The sequence below is a fragment of the Mesorhizobium sp. B2-2-4 genome (genome assembly GCF_006442375.1).
Classification (GTDB): domain Bacteria; phylum Pseudomonadota; class Alphaproteobacteria; order Rhizobiales; family Rhizobiaceae; genus Mesorhizobium.
Map to the genome: position 1 here is coordinate 89,665 of NZ_VFWB01000016.1, position 16,742 is coordinate 106,406.

At 64.3% G+C, this 16,742-nt stretch carries 14 protein-coding genes; 8 read left to right on the forward strand and 6 right to left on the reverse strand.

What is annotated here, in order from left to right; all coding sequences use genetic code 11:
* Window positions 1-23 precede the first annotated feature (23 nt).
* From FJ959_RS29100 to FJ959_RS29135, 8 genes are all read left to right on the forward strand, one after another.
* Entirely contained in the window at window positions 24-260 is a 237-nt protein-coding gene (locus FJ959_RS29100; RefSeq protein WP_006203723.1) for an acyl carrier protein, read from the forward strand.
* A 34-nt stretch (window positions 261-294) separates the two neighbouring features.
* A complete protein-coding gene (gene fabF / locus FJ959_RS29105) occupies window positions 295-1,557 on the forward strand; it encodes a beta-ketoacyl-ACP synthase II (RefSeq protein WP_140494455.1) in 1,263 nt (420 codons plus the stop codon).
* Window positions 1,558-1,659: 102 nt separating this feature from the next.
* Window positions 1,660-2,868, forward strand: a complete 1,209-nt coding sequence (gene mltG, locus FJ959_RS29110; protein WP_140494453.1) for an endolytic transglycosylase MltG — start codon at window positions 1,660-1,662, stop codon at window positions 2,866-2,868.
* Window positions 2,869-3,035: 167 nt separating this feature from the next.
* Window positions 3,036-3,926, forward strand: coding sequence for a YicC/YloC family endoribonuclease (locus tag FJ959_RS29115; protein ID WP_140633423.1), 891 nt, complete (start codon window positions 3,036-3,038; stop codon window positions 3,924-3,926).
* 3 nt (window positions 3,927-3,929) lie between these two features.
* Complete coding sequence (gene gmk, locus FJ959_RS29120) at window positions 3,930-4,586, forward strand: guanylate kinase (protein WP_140633426.1); 657 nt, start codon at window positions 3,930-3,932, stop codon at window positions 4,584-4,586.
* A gap of 227 nt (window positions 4,587-4,813) precedes the next feature.
* The gene (locus tag FJ959_RS29125) at window positions 4,814-6,190 is read left to right on the forward strand and encodes a c-type cytochrome (RefSeq protein ID WP_140633428.1); all 1,377 of its coding nucleotides are present in this window, start codon (window positions 4,814-4,816) and stop codon (window positions 6,188-6,190) included.
* Complete coding sequence (locus FJ959_RS29130; protein ID WP_140520646.1) at window positions 6,187-6,690, forward strand: (2Fe-2S)-binding protein; 504 nt, start codon at window positions 6,187-6,189, stop codon at window positions 6,688-6,690. The genes FJ959_RS29125 and FJ959_RS29130 overlap by 4 nt, the downstream gene beginning before the upstream one ends.
* Window positions 6,690-8,939 carry a molybdopterin cofactor-binding domain-containing protein gene (locus FJ959_RS29135; protein WP_140633431.1) on the forward strand — a complete coding sequence of 750 codons (2,250 nt, stop codon included), beginning with the start codon at window positions 6,690-6,692 and terminating at the stop codon, window positions 8,937-8,939. Before FJ959_RS29130 ends, FJ959_RS29135 begins: the two co-directional genes overlap by 1 nt.
* Window positions 8,940-8,996: 57 nt before the next feature.
* Here FJ959_RS29135 and rsmA read toward each other — a convergent pair whose 3' ends face one another.
* The 6 genes from rsmA to lptF form a co-directional block, all read right to left on the reverse strand.
* Complete coding sequence (gene rsmA / locus FJ959_RS29140; RefSeq protein WP_140633434.1) at window positions 8,997-9,833, reverse strand: 16S rRNA (adenine(1518)-N(6)/adenine(1519)-N(6))-dimethyltransferase RsmA; 837 nt, start codon at window positions 9,831-9,833, stop codon at window positions 8,997-8,999.
* Between the two features lie 10 nt (window positions 9,834-9,843).
* Window positions 9,844-10,860: a 4-hydroxythreonine-4-phosphate dehydrogenase PdxA gene (gene pdxA / locus FJ959_RS29145; protein ID WP_181171803.1), complete on the reverse strand. Its 1,017-nt coding sequence runs from the start codon at window positions 10,858-10,860 to the stop codon at window positions 9,844-9,846.
* A 13-nt stretch (window positions 10,861-10,873) separates the two neighbouring features.
* On the reverse strand, window positions 10,874-11,806 hold the full coding sequence (locus FJ959_RS29150) for a peptidylprolyl isomerase (RefSeq protein ID WP_181165136.1): 933 nt from the start codon (window positions 11,804-11,806) through the stop codon (window positions 10,874-10,876).
* Between the two features lie 90 nt (window positions 11,807-11,896).
* The gene (locus tag FJ959_RS29155) at window positions 11,897-14,317 is read right to left on the reverse strand and encodes an LPS-assembly protein LptD (RefSeq protein ID WP_181165135.1); all 2,421 of its coding nucleotides are present in this window, start codon (window positions 14,315-14,317) and stop codon (window positions 11,897-11,899) included.
* A complete protein-coding gene (gene lptG, locus FJ959_RS29160) occupies window positions 14,317-15,402 on the reverse strand; it encodes an LPS export ABC transporter permease LptG (RefSeq protein ID WP_181165175.1) in 1,086 nt (361 codons plus the stop codon). Before lptG ends, FJ959_RS29155 begins: the two co-directional genes overlap by 1 nt.
* Window positions 15,399-16,601: an LPS export ABC transporter permease LptF gene (lptF, locus tag FJ959_RS29165; RefSeq protein ID WP_140520640.1), complete on the reverse strand. Its 1,203-nt coding sequence runs from the start codon at window positions 16,599-16,601 to the stop codon at window positions 15,399-15,401. Before lptF ends, lptG begins: the two co-directional genes overlap by 4 nt.
* Window positions 16,602-16,742 lie beyond the last annotated feature (141 nt).

A 16,742-nucleotide genomic window follows, 5' to 3' on the forward strand; every position in this document is an offset into this window, starting at 1 on the left:
ACCAAAAGACGAGGATGCCCCAAATGAGTGACACCGCAGAGCGCGTCAAGAAGATTGTCATCGAGCACCTGGGCGTCGATGCCGACAAGGTGACGGAGCAGGCGAGCTTCATCGACGATCTGGGCGCCGACAGTCTCGACACGGTCGAACTCGTCATGGCGTTCGAAGAAGAATTCGGCGTCGAGATCCCCGATGACGCGGCTGAAACCATCCTGACGGTGGGCGATGCCGTGAAGTACATCGACAAGGCTTCGGCCTGACGCTTTCCGCAGTCATCACCGGGGAGGACCTGCGATGAGGCGTGTCGTCGTCACGGGCCTTGGGTTGCTGTCGCCGTTCGGCATGGGCTTCGAGCACAGCTGGAAGGAACTTCTGACCGGCCGCAGCGCCGCCAAGCGCATCACCGAGTTCGAGGTGGAGGATCTTGCCTGCAAGATCGCCCATGTCGTTCCGCGTGGTGACGGCAGCAACGCCACCTTCAATCCCGAGGCGGTGCTCGAGCCGAAGGAACTGCGCAAGATCGGCGACTTCATCCTGTACGGGATCGCAGCCGCCGACGAGGCGCTGAAGGATTCCGGCTGGCAGCCGAAGACCCATGCCGAGCAGTGCGCCACCGGCGTTCTGATCGGTTCGGGCATTGGCGGCATCGAAGGCATCGCCGAGAACGCGATGATCCTGAAGGAGCGCGGCCCGCGCCGCATCAGCCCCTTCTTCATCCCCGGCCAGATCATCAATCTCGTCTCCGGCCAGGTTTCGATCCGGCATGGGCTGAAAGGCCCCAACCATGCCGTCGTCACCGCTTGCTCGACCGGCGCGCATGCGATCGGCGACGCAGCCCGGCTGATCATCTGGGGCGATGCCGACGTCATGGTCGCCGGCGGCGCCGAAGCGCCGGTGACGCGACTGTCGATCGCTGGCTTCGCTGCCTGCCGTGCGCTCTCGACCGAGCGCAACGACGCGCCGCAAACGGCTTCGCGGCCCTATGACCGCGATCGCGACGGCTTCGTCATGGGCGAGGGCGCCGGCGTCGTCGTGCTTGAGGAACTCGAGCATGCCAAGGCGCGCGGCGCGAAGATCTATGCGGAAGTGACCGGCTACGGCCTGACCGGCGACGCCTATCACATCACCGCACCGGCTGAAGATGGCGACGGCGCATTCCGTTGCATGACGGCGGCGTTGAACCGGGCAAAGCTGACGCCCGCCGATGTCGATTACATCAACGCGCACGGCACTTCGACCATGGCCGACACGATCGAGCTCGGCGCTGTCGAGCGGCTGGTCGGCAATGCCGCATCGAAGATTTCGATGTCGTCGACCAAGTCGTCGATCGGCCATCTCCTCGGCGCGGCAGGGGCTGCCGAAGCGATCTTTTCGATCCTCGCCATCCGCGACAACATCGCGCCGGCGACCATCAACCTTGACAATCCGGAGCGTGAGACCGCGATCGACCTGGTGCCGAACAAGCCGCGTGCCCGCCAGATCGACGTGGCGTTGTCCAATTCCTTCGGCTTCGGCGGCACCAACGCTTCACTGGTCTTCCAGCGCTACAATGGCTGACCGTCCGCCTGCCGGACGGCGCTTCGGCGTGTCGTCAATTTTGCCATATTCGCCCCTACTCTGCCGCAGGGGATTCGTTGAGAGATCAAACGGTAGGGCGAAATGAACACAAATCCGGCCGGCAACGGAGAGTTCGGGCAAGGGCAGGCGACATCGGGGCCGATCGTACCGAAGACAGCCGCCGAAGCCTTGCGGCCGGAGGCCGGCACGCCGCCGCCGAAGCGCTCGCGTGCTTCGCGCAGTCAGGTCGTCGTGTTCATGAACTTCGTCATCTCCTTGGTGATGCTGATGGTTCTGGCGGCGGGTATCGCGCTTTACTTCGGCAAGCAGGAATTCACCGAGCCCGGCCCATCGGCCAATGGCGACACCTTCCTGGTCAAGCCGAACACCGGCGTCCAGGATATCGCCGACCAGCTCGAGCGGCGCGGCCTGATCAGCGACGCCCGCATATTCCGTCTTGGCGTTAGGGCCTTCGGCAATGATTCGGCGCTGAAGGCCGGCGAATACGAGATCAAGCCCCGGGCGTCCATGCGCGACATCATGGAATTGCTGAAGAGCGGCAAGTCGGTCATGTACTCGCTGACCATTCCCGAAGGGCTGACAGTCGAGCAGGCGCTGGCGCGCATCGCAGGCGAGCCCGCCTTGAGCGGCGACATGCCGGCCACCGTGCCTCCAGAGGGCAGTCTCGCCACCGATACGCTGCGCTTCACGCGCGGCGCCACGCGCCAGCAGATGATCGACAAGCTGCTGGCCGACCAGAAGAAGCTGGTCGAGGAGGTCTGGCAGCGGCGCGCCGCCGACCTGCCGCTCGCCAGCATTGACGAGTTCGTCACGCTGGCCTCGATAGTCGAGAAGGAAACAGGCAAGGGCGATGAGCGCTCGCGCGTCGCCGCGGTCTTCCTGAACCGGCTGGCCAAGGGCATGCGCCTGCAATCCGATCCGACCATCATCTACGGTCTGTTCGGCGGCAAGGGCAAACCCGCCGACCGGCCGATCTATCAGTCGGACATCCAGAAGCCGACGCCCTACAACACCTATGTGATCAACGGCCTGCCGCCGACGCCTATCGCCAATCCCGGCCGCGCGGCGCTGGAGGCGGTAGCCAATCCATCAAAGACCGACGACCTCTATTTCGTTGCCGACGGCACTGGCGGACACGTCTTCGCCGCCACGCTTAACGAGCACAATGAGAACGTCGCGCGCTATCGAGCCCAGCAGAAGAAGCAAGTCGACGACGCGGCCAAGGCTGATGCCAAGGTGGAGGGGCAGACCGACGCGCCCATTGACGGCGACGCGGGGGCGGCCCAGTAGCGGCGCACGGTTTTCCAACTCGTCCACGCTGTCGATTGAAAGCAGGAGCGTTTGGATTTATCGGGGCCTCGTAAGCCGATTGGCAGGCGGGCATTTCGGCTTTCTGAAGGTGCGCGAGGCCGGATCACGCAGTATCCGTAATACGCGCCAGGGGGTATGCAGGCACCATGAATTTGCAGAGCATGACCGGGTTTGCGCGTGCTGTCGCCGAGCATGACGGCACCTCGATTGCCTGGGAGGTCAAATCCGTCAACGGCAAGAGCGTCGAGGTGCGGCTGCGGCTGCCGCAGGGCTTCGAGCGGCTGGAGCCGGCCATCAGGCAGACGCTTCAGAAACGTTTCGCGCGCGGCAATTTTCAGGCGACGCTGACCATCACGCGCGCCGCCGGAATGCAGTCCCAGCCCGTTGTCAACGAGGCCTTCCTCAAGGACCTGGCCGGGCTCGCCAAGCGGATCGAGGAACAATTTGGTGTTGCTCCTGCGAGCGCCGACGGATTGTTGTCGCTGCGCGGCGTGCTCGATATTCCCGAGACCACCGAAACCGAGGATGTGCGCACGGCGCTCGACAACGCCGTCATGGCGGCACTCGAGGTGGCGCTGGAGGGGCTGGAGCGGTCCCGCGAGGGTGAGGGCGCGGCACTTCGCACGCTTCTGCTGGGCCACATCGACGCCATCGAGGCGCTGACGCTGGGCGCTGAAGCGGATCCGTCGCGCGAACCGGCGGCCATCCGCGAGCGCCTCGCCGAACAGGTGCGGCTCTTGATGGATGCTTCGGCCAACCTCGATGTCGGCCGCTTGCACCAGGAAGCCGCCTTCCTCGCCACCAAGGCCGATATTCGCGAGGAGATCGACCGCTTGAAGACGCATGTGACGTCCGGTCGTGCATTGCTTTCCGGCGGCGGCGCCATGGGACGCAAGCTCGATTTTCTAGCACAGGAATTTAACCGCGAATCGAATACGCTGTGCTCAAAGTCGAACGCTGCCGCGGTCACCGCCATTGGACTGGAACTGAAGGCCGTGGTCGATCAGTTCCGTGAACAGGTCCAGAATCTGGAGTAGCCGATGGTCGCCAGGGATTTAGGGTCCCGCATTCGCCGCCGGGGCCTGATGCTCGTGCTGTCGTCGCCGTCGGGCGCCGGCAAGTCGACGATTGCGCGCAACCTTCTGGAGAGCGATTCCAGCCTCGAACTGTCGGTCTCCGTCACCACCAGGCCGCGCCGCGGCTCGGAGATCGAAGGCGTTCACTATCATTTCCGCACCATGCGCGAGTTCGAGCGGCTGCGCGATTCGGACGCCCTGCTCGAATGGGCGCAGGTGCATGGCAATTGCTACGCGACACCGCGCGAACCGGCGGAACTTGCGCTCGCTCAAGGGCGCGACATGCTGTTCGACATCGATTGGCAAGGCGCCCAGCAGCTCAAGGAGAAGATGCGCGCCGACATCGTCTCGATCTTCATCCTGCCGCCGTCGATGAAGGAGTTGAAGGCAAGGCTGAAGCGCCGCGCCGAGGATCAGGAAGCGGTGATCGAGACGCGGCTGAAGAACGCGCGCAACGAGATCGAGCACTGGAAGGAGTATGATTTCGTCATCGTCAACGATGATCTCGATCGCGCCTTCGCCGAAGTGCGTGGCATCGTTGTCGCCGAGCGGTTGCGGCGCGATCGTCGGCCCGGCTTGTTCGACTTCGTCTCGGGACTTTTGGACGAGAAGACGAGCTAGCCTTTCCTTTGCCCACGAAGATGGGCCGGCGGACAAGCCGAAGGCCGGCAGCACCAAACGATGTGCCCGGGCAGGTCGCGCCTGCAAGATGCGCTTTTCGGCGCCATAAATCAGACAATTGACGAAGAGGGCAGCGCCCCTAGTTTCTCCCGCACGAACGCGTCCGCGGCGCCGGTAACGGCCGGGGCGGCAGCGTTTCAGCGTACCGCCATGAGGGAGAGCAGATCTTGAAACGCTTCTGGCTGGGCGTTCTTGCCATCGTCATTGTCTGCGGCGCCGGATTTTTCGCCTATGCCTGGAAGCCGGCGATCGATCCTGTCGAGCCGCCGCAACGATCGTCGTTCGACCCGGCGTTGATCGAGAAAGGCGCTGTACTGGCCTCCGTCGGCAATTGCACCTCCTGCCACACCAGGCCCGGTGAAAAGTCCTATGCCGGCGGGCTCGCCGTGCCGACGCCGTTCGGCACCATCTATTCGACCAACATCACGCCAGATCCGCAGACCGGTATCGGCCGCTGGCCGCAGGCAGCCTTCGACCGCGCCATGCGCGAAGGCGTCGACCGCGAGGGCAGGCATCTCTACACGGCCTTCCCGTTCGATCATTTCACGCGTGTCTCCGATGAGGACAACCGCGCGCTCTACGCCTATCTGATGACGCGCCAGCCGGTGAACAACCGGCCGCCTCCGAACGAGCTGCCTTTCCCGCTCGATGTGCGCCTCGTGCTGGCCGGCTGGAAGCTGCTGTTCTTCGACAGGGGCGCCTATCAAAACGATGCGTCGCAAAGCACGCAGTGGAACCGCGGCGCCTATCTGGTCGATGGGCTCGGTCATTGCGGCGCCTGCCACACGCCGCGCAATCGGTTCGGCGCGGAAGAGAAGGGGTCGCACATGGCCGGCGGCGAGGCCGAAGGCTGGACGGCCTTTGCGCTCGACGGCACTTCACCGGCGCCGATACCGTGGACGCATGACAGCCTGTTTGCCTATCTCAGGCAAGGCTGGCATGCCGACCACGGCGTCGCCAATGGCCCGATGGGCGAAGTGACGGGCAATCTCGGCCGGCTTCCCGATGCCGACATCGACGCCATGGCCACTTACGTCATGTCGCTCATGGGCGAACCATCCGCCGAACGGACGGCCGCCGCGCAGGCCATCCGCGGCCGCGCCGCGGCCGACCCGGCGTCGACCGCCGGCGTGGCGCCGACATCCGCCGATACGCCGGCGGCGCGTGGAGCCGTCATCTACCAGGCGGCATGCGCCACCTGCCACGACGGCAGCCGTCCGCCGCCTTTCGGCGGTATCAATTTCCATCTGTCGAGCGCGGTCAACGCGCCAGATCCGCAGAACGTTATCAACACGGTGCTGTTTGGCCTGCCAGCGGCGAGTGGGCGCCCGAGCGCCATCATGCCGGGATTCGCAGCGACGCTGAAGGACGACCAGGTGAATAACCTGCTGGCCTATCTGCGCGATGCCTTTGCCGGCAAGCCGGCCTGGCAGGATGCGGCCGCCAGGATCGCCGACACCAGGAGCGGAAAATACCAAGTCAGCGTCCGGCCCTCGGACGGCATCGAGCGCGGCCCGGACAATGTAGGAGCGAAGGACAGATGATCAATCTCAACGTCAACGGCATCTCCCACCACGTCGACGTCGATCCCGCGACGCCGCTGCTTTACGTGCTGCGCAACGATTTGAAGCTGAACGGCGCCAAGTTCGGCTGCGGCCTTGGCCAATGCGGCGCCTGCACGGTGATGGTGGACGGCAAGCCCGTCTTCTCCTGCCTGACGCCAGCGATGCTGGTGGAGGGCCGCGAGGTCAAGACCGTCGAGGGCTTGGGCACGATCGAGAACCCGGGTCCGATGCAGAAAGCGTTCATCGAGGAGCAGGCGGCGCAATGCGGCTATTGCATCGCCGGCATGATGATGCGGGCGCAGGCGCTGCTCGAGGCCAAACCCGATGCCGGTGACGCCGATATCAGGCAGGCGCTGGAACCTAACCTCTGCCGCTGTGGCACGCATATGCGCATCCTGCGGGCAGTGAGCCGCGCGCGCGACCTGATGAAATCGAAATCGGCCGGCTTGGCGCCGGCCGCGGCCGCGGGGAGGGCATGATGAACGCGCCAACCTTTCCCGACCTGACACGACGCGGCTTTCTCGCCGGGACCGGCGCGCTGGTCGTGTCCTTCACCATTCCCGTGCAGGCTCAGGAGGCCGCGCCCACGGCGCAGACGCCCGCGACGCCGGCGCCGGCCAAGAAACTGCCGGGCAGCCTTGCCGATACGCCCTCGCTCGACGCCTGGATCAGGTTGGATGCCGACGGTTCGATCACCGTCTTCACTGGCAAGGCCGAACTCGGTCAAGGCACCAGGACGTCGCTACGCCAGATCGCCGCCGAAGAACTGGAGGTCGAGCCGGCTTCCATCAAGCTCATCACCGCCGACACCGCGCTGACGCCGAACGAGGGCTATACCGCCGGCAGCCAGACGATCCAGAACAGCGGCACCGCCATACGCTACGCCTCGGCGCAGGTGCGCCAGATCCTGGTCGCCAAGGCCAGCGAGAAGCTCGGCGTTCTGGCCGACCAGCTCAAGGCGGCAAGCGGCAGGATCACCGGGCCGGATGGGAAGTCCGTGGGCTATGGCGAACTGGTGGTGGCGGATTTGCTGCATGTGGACGCATCGGCCGACACAGCGCTGAAATCGCCGGACAGCTATCACGCGATCGGCAAGCCGTTTGCCCGCGTCGATATTCCGGCAAAGGTAACGGGCGGCGAGGCCTATGTTCAGGACATGCGGCTTCCCGGCATGGTGCATGCCCGCGTCGTTCGCCCACCAAGCTATTCGGCCAAGCTCGTCAGCGTCGACGAGGCCGCCATCAAGACGATGCCGGGCGTGCTGGCGGTGATCCGCGACGGCGACTTCCTGGCCGTGGTGGCCAGGCAGGAATTCCAGGCGGTCCAGGCCATGCGCGCCATGGCCGCCAAGGCGAAGTGGCAGGAGCAGCCGGCCTTGCCGGACCAGGACAATATCCCCGCCTTCCTCGAACGCTCGGTCGCCGAGGTCGGCACCGTGACCTCGGTCGGCGCGGACACGGCAGCCGGCGCAAAGACGCTGCAGGCGCAGTTCACCCGCGCCTACCAGATGCATGGGTCGATCGGCCCCTCGGCTGCCGTTGCCCTGTCGGACAAGGGTCTCATCACGGTGTGGACGCACACTCAAGGCGTTTATCCAGACCGCAAGGCGATCGCCGAGATGCTCGGCGTCGGACCGGAAAAGGTGCGCTGCATCCACACCGAGGGATCAGGCTGCTACGGCCACAATGGCGCCGACGACGCGGCGGCCGACGCCGCGCTGATCGCGCAGGCGCTGCCCGGCACGCCGGTGCGCGTGCAGTGGATGCGCGATCAGGAGCATTTGTGGGAGCCCTATGGCCCTGGCATGCTGACGCGCGCCAGCGCAACGCTCGACGCCGGCGGCAAGATCGTCAACTGGCACTATGATCTGTGGAGCAACAGTCACGGCACGCGGCCGGGAACGGCAGGTTCGCTGATCGCCGGCCGGCTGGTGGCGAAGCATTTCCCGCCCGATCCGGCCAAGCTGCAGATCTCGCCGCTCGGCAATGGCGACCGCAACGCCATCCCGCTATACGATGTGCCGAACCAGCGGGTGAACTGGCATTTCGTCGCCGACATGCCGGTGCGCGTCTCGTCCCTGCGCGGTCTCGGCGCCTACTGCAACGTCTTCTCGATCGAAAGCTTCATGGACGAGCTGGCCCTCGCGGCCGGCGCCGACCCCGTGGAATACCGGCTGAGGCACATGAAGGACCCGCGCGCCAGGAAGGTGATCGAGGTTGCGGCTCAAAAATTCGGCTGGAGCAATGATCCTATGCCGGAGGGCCGCGGTCGGGGGTTCGCCTTCGCCAAGTACAAGAACCACGCCGCCTATCTCGCAGTCGCGCTTGAAGCGGAGGTCGATCGCGACAGCGGCGCGATCGCTATCTCGCATGTGGTCTCGGCGGTCGACTGCGGCGAAGCGGTGGCGCCGGATTCGATCATCAACCAGACCGAAGGCGGTATCTTGCAGTCGCTGAGCTGGACGCTTTACGAGGCCGTCCATTTCGACGACACCCGCATCCTGAGCGCGGATTGGTCGGCCTATCCGATCCTGCGCTTCAGCGCCGTTCCGGACAGCGTGGAAGTGCATGTCGTCGACAATCCCGGCACGCCCTATCTCGGCGTCGCGGAAGCAGCGCAGGGCCCGACAGCCGGCGCGATCGCCAACGCCTTCCGCCATGCGGCGGGAAAACGCATCTATGACCTGCCCTACACGCGCGAGCGCGTGAAAGCGGTGTTGGGCGTCTAGTTCGAAGCGTGCGCTCGACAAGGATCGGATTGCGCGGCGCTTCCACGGCCGGCGGCGCTACACCGCATTGGTCAGCCGCACGAACTCCTCGACATCGAGCGTCTCGGCGCGCCGGGTCGGGTCGATCCCGGCGCGTTCGAGCAGGGCTTCGCCGCCGAGGCTCTTAACGCTCTGCCGCAGCATCTTTCGGCGCTGGCCGAAGGCGGCTTCCGTGACGCGGCCGAGTTTTTTCACGTCGGCATGTAGCGGTGTCACACGCGGCTCGAGATGCACGACGGAAGAGGTCACCTTGGGGGGCGGTGTGAACGCCTGGGACGGCACGTCGAACGCTATCCTGGCCTGCGTGCGCCACCCCGCCAGCACGCCGAGCCTGCCATAGGCTTCGCTGCCAGGCGCGGCGACGATACGCTGGGCCACCTCGCGCTGGAACATCAGGGTCATCGAGGCATAGAAGGGAGGCCACTCCGCGACGGTCAGCCAGCGGACCAGCAGTTCCGTGCCGATATTGTAGGGCAGGTTGGCCACGATCCTGATCGGCCCGCCGTCACCGGCGGTCGCGGCAAGCGTCGGGAAGTCGATCTTCAGAGCGTCGCCGGAAACGACCTCCAGCCGACCGGGATAATGGGCCGATATCTCGGCGAGGGCCGCCAGGCAGCGTTCGTCGCGCTCGATGGCGACGACCTTGCGCGCGCCGTTGAAAAGCAGGGCCCTTGTCAACCCGCCAGGGCCGGGGCCGACCTCGATTACGGTCGTCTCCGCCAGGCTGCCGGCGGCGCGCGCTATCTTGCCGGTCAGGTTGAGGTCGAACAGAAAATTCTGGCCCAGTGCCTTCTTTGCCTGCAAACCGTGGCGCTCGATGACCTCGCGCAGCGGCGGCAGCCCATCCATGCTCATGAGTTGAGCCTCATTGCGTGACAAATTTGGCGTCGGTGTCGGCCAGCTGCCGTGCAAGCCGCAGCGCCGCCATCAGGCTGTCGGGCCGGGCGATGCCCTTGCCGGCGATATCGAAGGCGGTGCCGTGGTCGGGCGACGTGCGGATGAAGGGCAGGCCGAGCGTGACGTTGACCGCTTCGTCGAAGGCCAGCGCCTTGGCCGGTATCAGCGCCTGGTCGTGATACATGCACAGCGCCACGTCGTAGCCGGCCCGGGCCCGGGCATGGAACAAGGTATCCGCGGGCAACGGCCCGAACGCGTCGATGCCTTCGGCTCGCAGGATCTCGATTGCCGGTCGGATGATGCGCTGGTCCTCCAGGCCCATGGAGCCATCCTCGCCCGCATGCGGGTTGAGGCCGGCGATGGCGAGCCGTGGGTTGGCGATGCCAAAGCGGTCCCTGAGGTCGGCGGCGGTGACCCGCGTCGTAGCGAGGATCAGGTCTGTGGTCAGCGCCTTCGGCACTTCGGCCAGCGCGATGTGAATGGTGACGGGAACGGTGCGCAGGTCGGGGCCTGCCAGCATCATCACCGGCATCGCTTCCACGCCGCTGTGGCGCGCCGCCAGATACGCCAGATATTCGGTGTGGCCGGGAAAGCGGAAGCCGGCGTCGTAGAGCGGCTTCTTGGCGATCGGGCAGGTGACGACGGCCGCGGCGTCGCCGGCGAGGCTGGCGGCCACCGCCCGATCGATCGCTTCGATGATGCCCGCCGCATTGGTCGGGTCCGGCTGGCCGGGGCTGTCGATGAAGCGGGCAGCCAGCGTAACGACCGGCAGTGCGTGGCCAAAGACCTCGGTTGCCTGCGCTGGCGTCGTTTCCTCGATAGGCAGCGAAACGCCGAGGCGGCGCGCCCGCGAGGCGATCAGCGCGGGATCGGCGAGGAGATAGAAGGGCGGAAGGGCTGCGGCTGTACGCGCCAGAAACGCGGCAATCGCGATTTCCGGCCCGATGCCGGATGGATCGCCGACGCTCAACGCCAGCGCGCGCATCGCCCTGTCCACCTCAGCGCTTGACGATGCGGGCTTTTGCCTTCAGCTCGTCGACATATTTCTTGCTGAGATCGTCGGCTGCCTTGTCGTTGGAGCCTTCGCTCTGGAACACCATCTGGGCGACCTTGTCGTCGGACACCTCGCGCGACGAACAGATGCCGATGAACTCGACACCGCGCTCCGTTTGGCGGGTAGGCGTGGCGCCGCCAACCTTGGTGGCCTTGATCTGCTCGGCCCAGTCCGGCGGCAGTTGCGGCGCCAGCACCCGGCCGAGATCGCGAACCGTGACGTCGATCAAGCCCTTGGCGAACTGCCGCGTCGTGTTGCAGCCATTGAAGCGGGCACGCATGGCGTCGGCTTCGCGCTTGCGCTTGCCCAGCGTCGCGCTGCGTTCGGCCGCCGGCACGACGAAGATGACCTGCTGGAGCATGTATTCAGTGGCGCTCGGCTTGGAGCCGCCCTTGTCGAGCATGCGCCTGACCGCGTCCTGCTCGGTCACGCTGCCGCCCTCGCCGGAACGGTACCGCGCGCTCAAGGCCTGATTCCAGGCCATCTGGGCGCGGATGAACTCCTTGAAATGGCCCTTGCTGACGCCGGACTTTTCCATGACGCCGTCGAGCTGGCTGAGCTGCATCTTGTTGCTCGAGGCAAAGCGCTGGTACGCGGCCTCGACCTGCGCGTCGCTGATGTGAATCCCAAGCCGTCTGGCTTCGGCCATGCGCAAGGTCTGATCGATCATTTCCTGGCCGGCGTCGCCCTTCTTGCGCTGCAGCTTGAGGAAGGCGGCGCGATGCGCGATGTCGCCGCTGGTGATCGGTATGTCGTTGACGACGTACTTGATCTCGCTGGCGAAAGCCGGCGGCGTGATGACGGTCATCGACACGGATGTCGCCACCACAAGAAGCGCCAACCCTGCTGAAAAGAGGTATTTCCTCATCGCAAACATCCCAATTCTATCCCGGTCCCGCCCAACTTCATCCTTCTTCGGGGTTTGTGAAGTCCCTGCCAGCCCTATGCGGCGAAACGATGTCGCGGGCTACTGGGTGGTATCGAAGGCGCTGCTCGACGATCCGAAATCGCCGAGGGTGCGGAACGACAGGTTGAAGCCGATGCTCTGCGTCACCTCCCTGGTGTTCAGGTCGCGCGACTGCGAGTACGTCATCAGATAGGTGAAGCAGGAATCATTGTAGGCGAAACCGACCCCGTCCTTGACCAGCAGGCTTTCCTCGAGGTCATAGGTTCCCGTCCCGAACACGCGCCAGTTCTCGGCAAGATGCGTGGACGCGCCGAGCGTGACCTCGTGGCGGTCGGTGGTGAAACCATAGAGCGGCTGAGCCTGGATGAAGGCGTATTTGGCGCTCAGCGACACCGGCAGGCCGGAATAGGCGGCCTTTACCTCGGCGCGGCGAACCTCGAAGCTCTGCTCGTCGAAACGGCCGCTGACCGAGGCGGCGAACCCGTTCGGGCTGCTGACGCCAAACAGGCCGACATAGTCCGACTTGGTGTTTTCGAGGCCCGAATAGGCGCCGACATTGACCAGGTCCGGCGCGTCGAAGGAGTTCTCGCCGCCGATCTGGTAGGACTGGCCGAAGATGGCGTTGGTGCCCCAGCCGTTGATGTAGGAACCGGAATAGCGCAGGCCCACATTGGCGCGCGAGCCGCCTTCGATGCGGTCATAGCCGGAGAACTTGTCGCGCTCGAACAAGGTGCTCGCGTCGAAAACCATGCTCTGCGCATCTTCGTTCGGGACGGCAAGGCCGCCGACATATTGTTCGTTCGGGCGCAGGAAGACCTGCGCCATCGGCTCGAACACATGACTGGAGCCGCTGGCCATCGAAAACAGCAGCGGCCAGCTCATCTCGAGTCCGGCGGTTGCCATATAGCGGGCGAAAGACGAGCGCATATCGTCCTGCTCGCCCAAATTCGTCGCCATCTGGTTGACGGCTGCGAGTGAAGCTGATGACGCGTTGACATAGTCCACGTCGCCCTGCAGCGCCAGCAAGGGTGTCAGCACCAACCCGTCATCGGTGACAAATGACCGCTTCCACTCGGCTTGGGCGGTGAGCCGGCCGGATTCGCCCTCGATGCCGCGCACACGTTGGGTGCCTGAAGGGGGGAAGTAGGGGGTGAAATAGGTCTCGTCGAGGTCATCGCGGCGGATGACGCGCGAATTGACGTTGAACGACAGCTGGCCGCCTGCGACCGATGTATCCGGAATGTAGGCATAGTCGAGCGAGGGCAGCACCCAGGGCTGCTGGCCGCTTCGCGCAGCGATGCTGCTGTCGAGCGTGTTTTCCTGGACCTCGAAATGCATGGCGCGCAGGTCGAAATAATTACGGCCGTCGAGCCCCGTCAGGTAAACCGACGACTGGTGAACGTACCCGTTGTATTTGTCGATGGCGTAGGTATTCGAGAAGTTCTTGTCGGTCTGCAGCAGCACGTCCCAGCCGAAATTCCAGCGCGAATTGATGGCGAACTGGCCTTGTGTGCCCATCATGCCGCGGAATTTGTTGGGATCGCCGGCCTTGCCCGAATCGATATTGCGGCCGGCGGCGTCGATGAAGGCGTCGGGGTCTCGTTGCTGAATCCCCGCGATCTTCAGGCTGTATTCGCCATTGTTGAAGCGCTGGCGCCACTCGGCCTCACCGAGAAAGCCCTGCTTGGTAAAGCCGGTGCCGGTGACGGTCAGGTCGTAGGTCGGCGAGAGCGCGAAATAATAGGGGACCTTCACTCCCACGCCCAGATCGCTTTTGAAGATGATGCCGGGGATCAGGAAGCCGCTCTTGCGCTTCACCGTCGGGTCGGCGATCTCGAACGCCGGCAGGTAGGCGAGCGGGAAGCCGAAGAATTCGAAATTCGCGTTCTCGAAGCGGACCGTCTTCTTCTCGCCGTTCCAGATGATCTTCCTGGCCTTCACACGCCAGGTCGGCGCCTTGTCGGGCTTGTCCTCGCACGGTTCGCAGGCAGTGTAGACGCCATTGTGGAAGGTGGTCAGCACGCCGCCCATGCGTTCGGCGCTTTCGGCGGCGAAATAGGCCTTGTCGATGGTTTCGACGCGGAGCGCGTTGACGAAACCGTCGGCGAAGTCGTCGGTGATGTCGATATGATCCGAATTGATCTTGGTGCCGTCGCTATTGATCACCTCGACATTGCCGCTTGCGACCATGCGCTTGGTGTTGCGGTTGTACTCGACCTTCTGCGCGACAAGTCGGTTGCCGCCATAGTCGATCTGCACGCCGCCGACGGCGGTCACGGTCTGATTGTCGTTGTTATAGACCAGCGTATCGGCCGCCAGCAGCATCTGCGAGCCGGACGGCACCTTGGTCGCCATGTCGCCGACATCCTGCGCGATCGCAGGCAGCGGAACCGCGCATGCAAACAGGCATGCCAAGGCGGTCGCCGCATAAAGGCGCGCCAAACCGGCCTGCCTGTTACTGGGCAAAAAGGCCTCCCTCACTAGCCGTCTTCCTTGTATAGCAGGAAAGTCACCCCGAAGAACATAGCTACCACGACCGGCACCCAGGCAGCTACGACAGTCGGCACGAACCCCGCCACGCCGAATGCCTTCACCAGCACCGAAACGACATAAAGCAGAAACCCGGCAACGACGCCACCCAGAATCATCGTTGCCGATTGCCCCATCCTCGCAAATCGCATTGAAACTGTTGCCGCAATCAGCGTCATGGCGACGAGCAGGAACGGCAACGCCACCAGCGAATCGAACTGCATGGCAAAGGCATTTGCCTTGAGACCGAAAGAACGGGCAACCTCGATTTTTCCCGGCAGATCGTAGAATGGAATGGTCTCCGGGCGCGCCAGCCGCTCCTGCACGAATTCGGGCTTCAGATTGGTCGGCACGCGATCGTTTGCCGCAGGCTGGATGGTGCCGTTCCTGAAGGTCTTGACGTCCTGCAATTCCCAGTAGCCGTCCCGCAGGTAGGCGCGCGCGGCATCCTTGCGCTCGACGATATCGCCTTGCGGGTCGAGGATGAAAAAGACAGCGTCAGCCATCTCCAGGCCCTGATTGAGGATGGCGCGCGCTCCGATGATGGTGTCTCCGGAGCTGGTTTTCTGCCGGATCCAGGGCGCGGCGTCGGCCGACACCGTATTCGACTTGCCCGAGCGCAACTGGGTTTCGATCTGTTCGGACCAGGAAAAGGCGTGCGCTGCGAGCGGGTTGATGAGACCGACCGACAGGACGCCGAACAACAGCGCTCCGATGCAGCACGGCAGAAGGAACTGCCAGGCCGAAACGCCGGCTGAGCGCGCTATGACCAGTTCATACCTGCGGTTGAGCGAGACCAGCGTCGCCATCGCCGAGAAGAGACCGACAAACGGCACGGTCTGCAGCATGATCATCGGCATCCTGAGTCCGGAAATGGCCAGCGCCGTTCCATAGGTGAAGCCGGGCAGGCCGGTCGTGCGGCCGGAAAGCTCGGTGAAATCGATCAGGAACACCAGCGCAAGCAGGCCGATGAAGAACCACACGGTGATCGTGACATAGCGGAAGAAGAAGTAGCGTCCCAGCGTCCAGCCCATCAGCTGACCCCCTGGCCCGAGGCGCTGCGCCTGGACAGGCGCAGCTTGACGGCATTCCAGGCTTCAGCCATCCGGCTGGCGAGATTCGTCAGCCAATCTGCCCAGACCACTGGCAGTTCCATCGTCCGGTTGGATGCGATGAACCAGATTGCCACCGCCGACGACACGATGGGCACGCCGTAGACCATATACGCATATTGCGGAACCTCATCGGCCTTGCTGGCGGCGAAAAAGCCCAGCCAGCGCACGAACAGCGATATCGCGATGGCCGTGATCAGCGGATTGACGCGCGCCTCGCGATGCGAGCGTGCGTCTCCGGCGACCGCGAGTGCGATCAGGGCGAAAACCATGGAATAGAGCCATTCCGAGAACCGCTGGTCGACCTCCGCCCGGTATTCGTTCGGGCGCTGCTGGTAGACCTTGTCATTGGCACTCGGGTTGAGCAGGTACTGGGTCGTCTGGTCTTTTGGCATCAGCGTCACCTCCGACGCTGCCGCCATGAAGGCCGACATGTCGAAGGCATAGGAGGTGAAGCGGATGACCGAGAGGTCGCCGGTCAGTGTCTTTCGATGGATGACGCCGTCATTCATCATCAGCACCTTTTCGCCGCCGCGTTCGATGATGCTGCCGGTCTTGGCATAGTAGACGAGGTTGACGCCTTCCTCGCGCGAATCCGCGACGAAGATGCCGCCCAGCCGGTTGTCGGGAAGCCGCTCGCCTATCTGCAGGAACAGCCCGTCATCGATCTTGCGGAATGTGCCCTCCTGGATGATCAGCGACAGAAGATCCGCGCGTGACTCCGCCACCAGCATCCGGTTCTTCTGGCGCGCATAGGGGTCGATGCCGTTGTCGACGGCGAAGGAAAAGACGCTGGCCGCGGCCGCGAGAATCATGATCGGCCGCACAATGGTCCAGCGCGAGGCGCCCGCTGCGTTGACGACGGCAAGCTCCGAATCCGAATTCATGACGCTGAGCGTCTGGGCAACCGCCACCACGAGCGCGAAGGGCACCACGATCGGAATGATCGAGGGAAGAATGAGGGCCGCAACCTCGAAGAAGGTCAGCGCCGACTGGCCGCTGTCGGTGACGAGGTCGATCTTGGCCAGCACCTGCGTCGTCCAGACAATGGCCAGCGTCCAGGCCAGCGCTGCAATAAAGACCACGAAAGCGCGGCGCATGATGTAGCGTTCAACGACCTTCATGAAGGCTTTTCTCAATTTTCTCGAACGGCATCATGCCACCGGATAAGGGTAGCCGTCCGGCGACGCCCGCACAACTGGCTGCGTCGGGCTCTGTCAGGCAGACGATCCGGTTCCCGTCCCACATCGCGCGCCACGTTGGGC